Below are 7,957 nucleotides of genomic sequence, written 5' to 3' on the forward strand. Positions count from 1 at the left end.
GGAGCTTGAGATCATGCTTGATCTTCTGGGGGAGGCCGCCCTGTTTGAAATTCTTCTTGAAGGACAGGTGTTTGGTGTATCGGATGCGATGTAGGACGAGCCGTTGTCGCTGAGCAGTCTGGGCTTATGCACCACATTGACCTGATCGCATCCAGACTTATTCAGGGCCAAGTCGAGTGTTTCCATGACATCTTCGGCCTTCATCGTGGCGCACAGCTTCCAGGCGATGATGTAGCGGGAATAGTCATCCAGGATCGTGGACAGATAAAACCAGCCCCAGCCAATGACCTTCAGGTATGTGAAGTCGGTTTGCCAGAGCTGGTTGGGTGCTGTGGTTTGGTCTTTGAACGCGTCATCGGCTTTGATGACGATGTACGCCGGACTGGTGATCAGGTCGTGCGACTTGAGCAGCCGATAGACGGATGCCTCTGAGACAAAATAGCGCTTCTCATCGGTAAACTTCACGGCCAATTCACGCGGGCTCAGTTCGGCGTTTTCCAGCGCCATGTCGACAATAGCCTTGCGCACATCGTCGGGAATACGATTCCACGCCACATCGGGTCCACAGTTGCGATCCTCAAGGCCTTCGATGCCGAACTCAACGTAGCGGTCATACCAGCGGTAAAACGTGGTTTTGGCGATATCGAGCAGGTCCAAGGTCTGGCGGACCGGCAAATGGCTGTCTTCGACCGTGCGGATGATTTCCTGTTTTTCGGATGCGGAATATCTCATTCCTCGTCCTCCCCATCCCCGATCATGCTTTTTTTGAGCAGACGGTTTTCAATGGACAGTTCGGCAACCAACTCTTTCATATCGCGCATCTCACGCTTGAGATTGCGCACCTCGCCTGTGGTGGCTTGACGGGCGGCATCACCAGACAGGCGCTTCTTGCCGGCTTCAAGGAACTCTTTCGACCAACTGTAGTACAAACTTTCGGCGATGCCTTCACGACGGCAAAGCGCCGCAATGCTGTCTTCGCCGCGCAGGCCATCAAGGACGATGCGGATTTTCTCTTCCGAGGAATGTTTGCGTCGCGTCTTGCGGCGGATATTGCGGACGGCCTTCTCGGCGTTGTCTTTCGAGTTCATGGATTTCTGCTTCATCTTCGTTCGCTTTCGCTCTCTACGATGAACCAGAAATCCTCCGTTACGCAACTAACTCAATTTGTCCCATGGTTGATGACGTTAGACATCTCCACTATCGGCTGTGGCCCTTTTGATGGTGGGTGTGTCGTTGTTGCAGAGGCCCTTCAAATGGCTCTCGGCGGCCAAGTCGTTGTACTCATCCGGAGCAACGATCTTGCCGATCATGCTGCCGTGCTGATCAATGGGCTTCTTGTCGATTATGACGGTCCGCTGCCTCCAGAAGCATTCATCAAACGGTTCTCGGAAAATGAGCGACCCGTTTTCCGAATCACAGGGTACCGCACCATGCGCGCGAGAGATCTTCCAAATGCCCCTCGTGACAAGGTGCTGGCGCGTCATTTGTCCACTCATCTGCACAATACAGGTATCTCCGCTCTGGACGGAGTGGGGTGAATTCGACTGTGTGCCGTTTTGCGGTCAGCAAGCCTTGCTCTCGCCCTGCTTGCAGACCGCCACCCTGAGTTGTACATTGCTTCCTTCTCATGTACGATGTCGCGGTATCGAGCGAGATTCTGAGTGGCTCGGCTAACTAGGGTCAATGCTGAGAAGGTTCTGTATGAAAAAGGCGCGTAACTTCTCGATGTTCATGTTGAAAGTCGCGGATAAAATACCCGATAAAGTCGTGGATATAATACTCGTTATCGGCACGGCATCCGGTAGCCTTCTTTTGGCTTCCAGTGTAAGTGGATATGTCCTGCCTGCTCTGGATAACTTCTCAAAATCGCTTGGACTACGTTCCTTTGGTGTAGCGTTATTGGCAGGTGCGCTCGGGATTATTTGGGCAGGCATTTATTTCATTGTCGAAGTACATCGCATGAAGGCATTTCGTCGAACTCGCGATACGCTGCAGACGGCATTGAATGAGACAGTAGAACAAGACAGCGGTATTGGATATGGAGAGATCGCCGAGTGGGTCCGCAACCGGAAAGAAGGCGACAAGACAGACGACGCCGTTATGGAAATCGATAAGTCTCTCCGAGTTGTGAAAGTCTCCAAAGACACCATTTTCACTACAACAGAAGCCATTTCCGCTGCAGTCGCGAACAGCAGCGAGCGCGCCATCACGGAAACAGCTGAAGAGCACACGAAGCGCCTGAGACAGTCAATTCGCACCCCTTTGTTTGCCACAGTAGTTAGCGGTATAGCTACCTCACGCTTGAGCATCGTTTGCCTGTCACTACTTGCATGCTTTGTTGCCGAATGGATGGCGTACACGATCGAGTTTGTTGAACTCACCAATAGCACCCGTTACTGGTTTTATGGCATAGCCGGTGTCGCTGCGTTGGACTATGTACTTGTCAAAGTACGTCATCTAACCCGGGCCTATGGCAACCACCCAGTCGAGCTCATGGAAGTAGCTGCCGAAGTTAGCAAGCATACTGATATGGACGGTGGGCCTGGCTCAGGGACACATTTTTACGTCGACGACCTTCCACACAAAAGCGTACCGCGTGAGACATCTCCAAATGTCCAGGGAGATGTTGTCTGATGACCCTCACTGACTTTAGCGGCTTTGCCCGCTCCATTCTTCCGACACGAATGCTCCCCAGCGTCCTAATTGGCGGGGCTGTCGGATACCCTTTGTACGTCCTCTTTGTGTATGTGATGACCAATCACTATCCGGATCGAGACATTACCTCAATCCCACCCCTTGCATTCATTTGCCCGTGTTTCCTAGTCACTTGGTATATCAGCGTACGCTTGGGCATATTCGGAATGCGCGATGAGCTTCAGTCGCACTTCGATGCACTCGGTTACCTAGCCAAGAAAGCTAACTTAACCGACGAAGAGTATGCAGCAGTCCATCGCAGGATGATGGATAAACTGGTCGATATGACAAGCCCTGCATACAAAGCATCGTTACAAAACCAAAGCGGCAAACCTGAAGGCGTCGATTAAGTTTCGGGTGGAGCGCGATTTCCTGTATTTATTCCCCCTGAGCTTCACTCAATGAAGCGGATCTCAGGATTTATTTTCAAGACATATCCCAACCAACCAAGGAAATGAGATATGTCTGCAAGCACAACACAAACCAACTATCGGCAGCCGGGCCACCGCAACGAACAGGTTTCCTATGCCAGTGCGCCATTCGTGATTGGAAAACACGAGTGGCAGATCACGGTCAGCCCCTGCACCCATGGTTTGTCCAACATCCTACCCAAAACCGACGCGAACCAATTTGAAACGAACTACTACTGGCGTCCAATCGGGCAGACAGTTTGGCAGCACATGCAACGATGGCCCACGTACAATCTCAATGATGGTATGTATGGCGGATGCCCGCGCGGTCTCGCGACACTTTTCGAGCGGGAGAAACCTGCTCTGGCCAAGTTCTTTCCGCGCGTACAGCGCGAGTATGAGGCCTCCGATAACGGACGCCAAATGGCATTGATCTGACGTTTCTCATCCCACCCGCTTTTGGACCGGCAACTCTCGTACCGGTCCTTTTCTGTTCCTGAGTTCCTCCTATTTGCTACGCTGGTGCTCTGATGGATTTGTGTACCCCCAGACGGCAAGCTCTCTCCAGCAAGCAAGGAGATACACTGCAATGAGCACAAGCCAGAACACACCGAAAGACGACAAACCCGTTGGGCCAGTTGTTGACCTGTTCCTTCAGAACGGTTTCGCACCGAGCTTCCCGGAACCGGGCATCGACACATGGACACGGACTATCGCTGGAACCGACGAATTCGTCTCGATCATGTATGACCGCGAGGAACCGGTCGGCACGGATTTGGATGAGGCCCGCTATTTGATCGGTCGCTACTCACATCGACATGATGGGTGGGTCGAAGTGGGTCAGCACTTCAGTCCAAAGCAAGCAATGGACATCGCAGCGCAGCTGGACGCTCTACCGGCCCTCGTCACTGACGAACAGTGCGACTATCCCAGCGCTTCAGATTTGAGCTTAGCTTTTCCAAACCCGTAACCGGTTGCCTCACTGATTTCTGCAGAAAAGGTCGGCTTTTGCCGGCCTTTTTTCATGGCCGATGGGCGTCACAGCGGTCGTAGTTACCAGTCTTTTTCGCGCGTGAGCTCAGCTCGATCTAGCGGCAGAAGGATGCAAGAAAGTGCATCGAAACAACCAACCCACAGAGGCAGATATGATCATCAAACCCGACATCCTCGAAGTGCTTTCGCAGTCCACCGCTAACGGCCATCTTTTGTCCCTGCCTGCCGATCTTGATCGCAATCTGTACCTTCGTGTCGATAAGGTGCTTAAGGCAGCTGGTGGCAAATGGCAGAGCAAGAAGCGTGCGCATGTCTTTAGTGGCGAAAGCGCCGACGCACTCGACCAAATGCTTGTGACAGGCGCTGTCACCGTTGCACAGGACTTGGGCTTCTTCCCGACACCGTTACCGGTTGCAACCGAAGCGGCGGAGCTTTTGGACCTGCGGGACGGGATGAAGGTGCTGGAGCCAAACGCTGGACGCGCAGATCTGGTGCAACCGATCATCAATAAAGCCGAGATCGATTGCATCGAACTCCACGAACCAAATGTTGAGTATCTCAAAACGGTTTCCGGTTTGAACACAGTGACACAGGGCGACTTTCTCGGAATGGACCCAAATGCGATCTACGATCGAGTGCTGATGAACCCGTCATTCCTGCGCTACAGCTATGCACGCCATATCCTCCACGCATACAAATGGCTGCGCCCGGGCGGTCTCCTCGTGGCCATCGCCTCCGGCAACCTCCTTTGGCAACATTGCAAGCCGCTTCAGGACGTCAAAGACCTGATTGCGGGTAACGGTGGTTCAATCAAAGAATTGCCGGTCGACGCTTTCAAACCGTCAGGCGTTATGGTCCCAACTGTTCTGATCACGATCCCCAAACCTTAGTCAGTTCCCGGAATCCCAGAGCGCTGGGCCGGGATGAGGGTTGTCTGTGTTTTTTTGACGGGAAGCTCGCTTTGATAACCGCGTCTTACTGCGCAATTCTCTCCCCGGTCGCAAACATCTCCACCACACGAGTGAACCTGATGACTTCACAAGACACCGAAAACAAGTCCAGTGAAAGCATGTTGATAGCAGCTGGCTATGTCCTCACCCCGCGCGGCGGTGGGCTCATGTCGTATTGCAAAGAGTGCCCTGATGGACAGGATTTCATTTCAATCGCTTATGAGGGCGATGAGAACTCCGCCGCAGGCAGTGATCCGAGCGCCAAAGATTATTCAATCAGCCGAGAGTCCCGAACCACCATGGGGTATCTACAATCCAGTGACGAAATGGATCTAAAGACTGCCTTGGATACCGCTTCAACGCTAATGCAGCGCGGCTCCATTGGATCAGCTGGCATCTGCAGCAATACAGTCGACGACTTACTCAACGTTTCAAGATATGTGGTCTATGACGGTCATACGCTGGGTTTCATCATCCCCCACGACGAGTTTCCGCGACTTGGCGTCTTAGCGTCCAAAATCACCGATGGCGGCACACACAACCCGAACAACGGTCCTATCCCCTTATCGCCTGACGCTTCGTTGCGGCAAGCGACCCCAAATGACTTCGAATATTTTCGGGTCCATTCCGGGGGGTATTTCGACAATTGTCGCTTTGAAGATTACAGCGACGAATAATCATTCCGCCTGATCCCTCTCCGACTTAAACCGGCTAGCTCACGCTCGCCGGTTTTCTTTTGCTCAACCGTGGTCCGTGCTGAAGGTGGAATGTGAACTTCACAGCCATGATGCAGATGCACCGTTGCGCGGGCTCATCATACGCTTGTCAGACATCGACCAATCGTATGAGGCACTCATGGAATTCACCACTGACCAGATCCGGACGGAGGCCAAGCGCGTCATCCGGCACTTTCAATCATACTCCAGTGACGCGCGCGCATTACATGCAAGCAGCCATCGGCTCGGCCACCGCAAACGTCAGTCCATCGGCGAGTATTTCTATACCCACCCGGAGATACCGGACATTGCCTTCGATCAGAAAAAGAAAGCCGCAATCGCCGCTTTGACCGCAAGAAGCGCCCACCCAGCTCTGAACCATGAACCAGCTGAGCAATTGACGTTGCAGATATGACTTCGCGGGGCAGGGCGTTCACAACATTTACTGCGTTTTTTCGCATGGTGCTCTGGTGGTTGATCGAACTTTCGATCAGTAGAGTTCACGACAACAACACTGAGGCAGAGGAACAAAATCGTGACGATGCCTTCGCCATTATTTCAGACAATGGAGCACTCAATCATGACCCTAGATACGCAACAGGCAAATGACATCATTCAGTCGCTTCTACTGCGTTTGGCGGAAGGTATGGCCGTCTACGGATACACGAGCGTCGATGTTATTAAATACTCGCCGTTGGCGAGCGGCAGTCTGGGGCGCTTCGGTACCCCTCGCGCAATGACCGCCAGCATTCTTGAACAAACGGGACCTGTAGACCTGGTCTTTTCCCGGGGCTATCTCCCCGATGACCAGACGGTAACAATTGACCCATCCGCTTCCCCTGATCAGTTGTTTGTTACTTTTAGTCCGTTCGCCGCACTTGAATTGACCATCAATTCACTCACGGAGACACACGGGCCCAATGAGGACCTCTCTCTTGCCTATCTTCGCGTTCTCTGTCTCGTGCACGAGGGAAAGATCACGTTGCACAACAACGGCTATGGGTTCGCACCCCGCGTGAGTGATGGTCTGGATCACCCCATAACGGAGTGCACAGTTGCCAGCTGTCTGCGCTATGGCTGGGTCCGGTGGGAAAACGGTCCTTTCAATGGCTCCAAGGCCGTACTTACGCAAGAAGGCCGTCAATACCTAATGGATAACGCCAAGAACGCAGCAACCAGTTAGCGCTCTCTCCCCTCCCCGTCAGAGAAACGAGAACACGCCGTGCAGGACAATCTAGCCAATATTTGCCACTCTTTTTTTAATCCAACTACGGTTTCGCAAATCATGACCGACAATGCCAAGTCAGACGAGGACCCAGCCCTCTGGGAAGATGACCTCGCCAACTATCCTATGCGTGACGTCGATACCCTCGGTCCCTTCGTTCTTGTTACTGTCCAAAAGGACGACGGATCGCGCCATGTCGTTGAAGGTTATTTTGATGGCGAGGATTGGTGGCTGTCCGGCATGTCCAAGAGTGATTATCACTCCGCGCCGATGGAGGATTGTGTTGGGCTCCCGATTGCTTATCGCGAACTCCCACCGCCGTTTGGTGGTCCCGTCAAGCAACCGTCTGCAGATCCAACCGTCATTCAGTTCCCATTGGTTTCGCGTCGACGGAACTAACCCAGAGATCCTCGCTTACTGTAAATGTACATAAAATATGAGACTGTAACGCAAAATATGAGACTGGATGAAAGTTTCAGTCTCATATTTTGCTTACATTTACAATTGCTCTTCACGCGCATAACAACTCTAGATAGCAGTTGCGAAACTCGATATCCAAGCTATCCTTCGCTACTTGCGGCTACCACAGATCGTATTGATCCGGCGGTGGCGAGTTTGTGGGGCGGGAGTGGTGCATGGAAGACTTGGAAGTCGTTCGAACAATCGATGTCGTTTATGAGTTTACCGAACCGCTATTGCCATACACTCTGGCGGGAACCTTTCTCCTGACTGTATTACTCGTCGGGTGCCCGCTTACCGCGCCATATTTTTCCGAGATGCGCCGCGCTACGTCAGATTTCCGATGGGTTGCAATGAGCCTGTTGTCGCTCGCTGTCGTTCTGTGGCATAGCGGCTACATTTCGCGAACCCAAAATGCATTTTGGGCACTCGAAACCCAGCGTAGCTTATAAAGCATTTCCGACCAAACGGCGTCATGTTCAGCAACACATAGCCGGCAACCGCGACTGC

Annotated in this window: 11 protein-coding genes and 1 pseudogene; 11 read left to right on the forward strand and 1 reads right to left on the reverse strand. The window is 52.7% G+C overall.

The genetic code is table 11. The annotated features are described in order from the left end of the window. Nucleotides 1–1,103, reverse strand: a pseudogene (locus WA429_RS20490) (IS3 family transposase); the annotation flags it as partial. A 24-nt stretch (nucleotides 1,104–1,127) separates the two neighbouring features. Here WA429_RS20490 and WA429_RS20495 point away from each other — a divergent pair. From WA429_RS20495 to WA429_RS20545, 11 genes are all read left to right on the forward strand, one after another. Continuing rightward, nucleotides 1,128–1,538, forward strand: coding sequence for a hypothetical protein (locus WA429_RS20495; protein WP_336107798.1), 411 nt, complete (start codon nucleotides 1,128–1,130; stop codon nucleotides 1,536–1,538). A gap of 163 nt (nucleotides 1,539–1,701) precedes the next feature. Beyond that, nucleotides 1,702–2,634, forward strand: a complete 933-nt coding sequence (locus WA429_RS20500; protein ID WP_336107799.1) for a hypothetical protein — start codon at nucleotides 1,702–1,704, stop codon at nucleotides 2,632–2,634. After that, the gene (locus WA429_RS20505; RefSeq protein WP_336107800.1) at nucleotides 2,634–3,044 is read left to right on the forward strand and encodes a hypothetical protein; all 411 of its coding nucleotides are present in this window, start codon (nucleotides 2,634–2,636) and stop codon (nucleotides 3,042–3,044) included. The genes WA429_RS20500 and WA429_RS20505 overlap by 1 nt, the downstream gene beginning before the upstream one ends. 111 nt (nucleotides 3,045–3,155) lie before the next feature. Further along, nucleotides 3,156–3,542, forward strand: a complete 387-nt coding sequence (locus WA429_RS20510) for a hypothetical protein (protein ID WP_336107801.1) — start codon at nucleotides 3,156–3,158, stop codon at nucleotides 3,540–3,542. 151 nt (nucleotides 3,543–3,693) lie between these two features. Continuing rightward, on the forward strand, nucleotides 3,694–4,074 hold the full coding sequence (locus tag WA429_RS20515; RefSeq protein ID WP_336107802.1) for a hypothetical protein: 381 nt from the start codon (nucleotides 3,694–3,696) through the stop codon (nucleotides 4,072–4,074). Between the two features lie 175 nt (nucleotides 4,075–4,249). Then, nucleotides 4,250–4,987, forward strand: a complete 738-nt coding sequence (locus WA429_RS20520; RefSeq protein WP_336107803.1) for a class I SAM-dependent methyltransferase — start codon at nucleotides 4,250–4,252, stop codon at nucleotides 4,985–4,987. Between the two features lie 140 nt (nucleotides 4,988–5,127). Next, entirely contained in the window at nucleotides 5,128–5,724 is a 597-nt protein-coding gene (locus WA429_RS20525) for a hypothetical protein (RefSeq protein WP_336107804.1), read from the forward strand. Nucleotides 5,725–5,902: 178 nt separating this feature from the next. Continuing rightward, nucleotides 5,903–6,178: a hypothetical protein gene (locus WA429_RS20530; RefSeq protein WP_336107805.1), complete on the forward strand. Its 276-nt coding sequence runs from the start codon at nucleotides 5,903–5,905 to the stop codon at nucleotides 6,176–6,178. Between the two features lie 165 nt (nucleotides 6,179–6,343). Beyond that, nucleotides 6,344–6,946 carry a hypothetical protein gene (locus tag WA429_RS20535; RefSeq protein WP_336107806.1) on the forward strand — a complete coding sequence of 201 codons (603 nt, stop codon included), beginning with the start codon at nucleotides 6,344–6,346 and terminating at the stop codon, nucleotides 6,944–6,946. 39 nt (nucleotides 6,947–6,985) lie between these two features. Continuing rightward, entirely contained in the window at nucleotides 6,986–7,387 is a 402-nt protein-coding gene (locus WA429_RS20540; protein ID WP_336107807.1) for a hypothetical protein, read from the forward strand. Between the two features lie 236 nt (nucleotides 7,388–7,623). Further along, nucleotides 7,624–7,899 (forward strand): hypothetical protein, encoded by a 276-nt coding sequence (locus tag WA429_RS20545; protein WP_336107808.1) that lies wholly within the window; start codon nucleotides 7,624–7,626, stop codon nucleotides 7,897–7,899. The last annotated feature ends 58 nt before the right edge of the window (nucleotides 7,900–7,957 follow it).

It is taken from the genome of Thalassospira sp. CH_XMU1420-2 (assembly GCF_037029325.1).
GTDB classification, from domain to species: Bacteria; Pseudomonadota; Alphaproteobacteria; order Rhodospirillales; family Thalassospiraceae; genus Thalassospira; species Thalassospira povalilytica.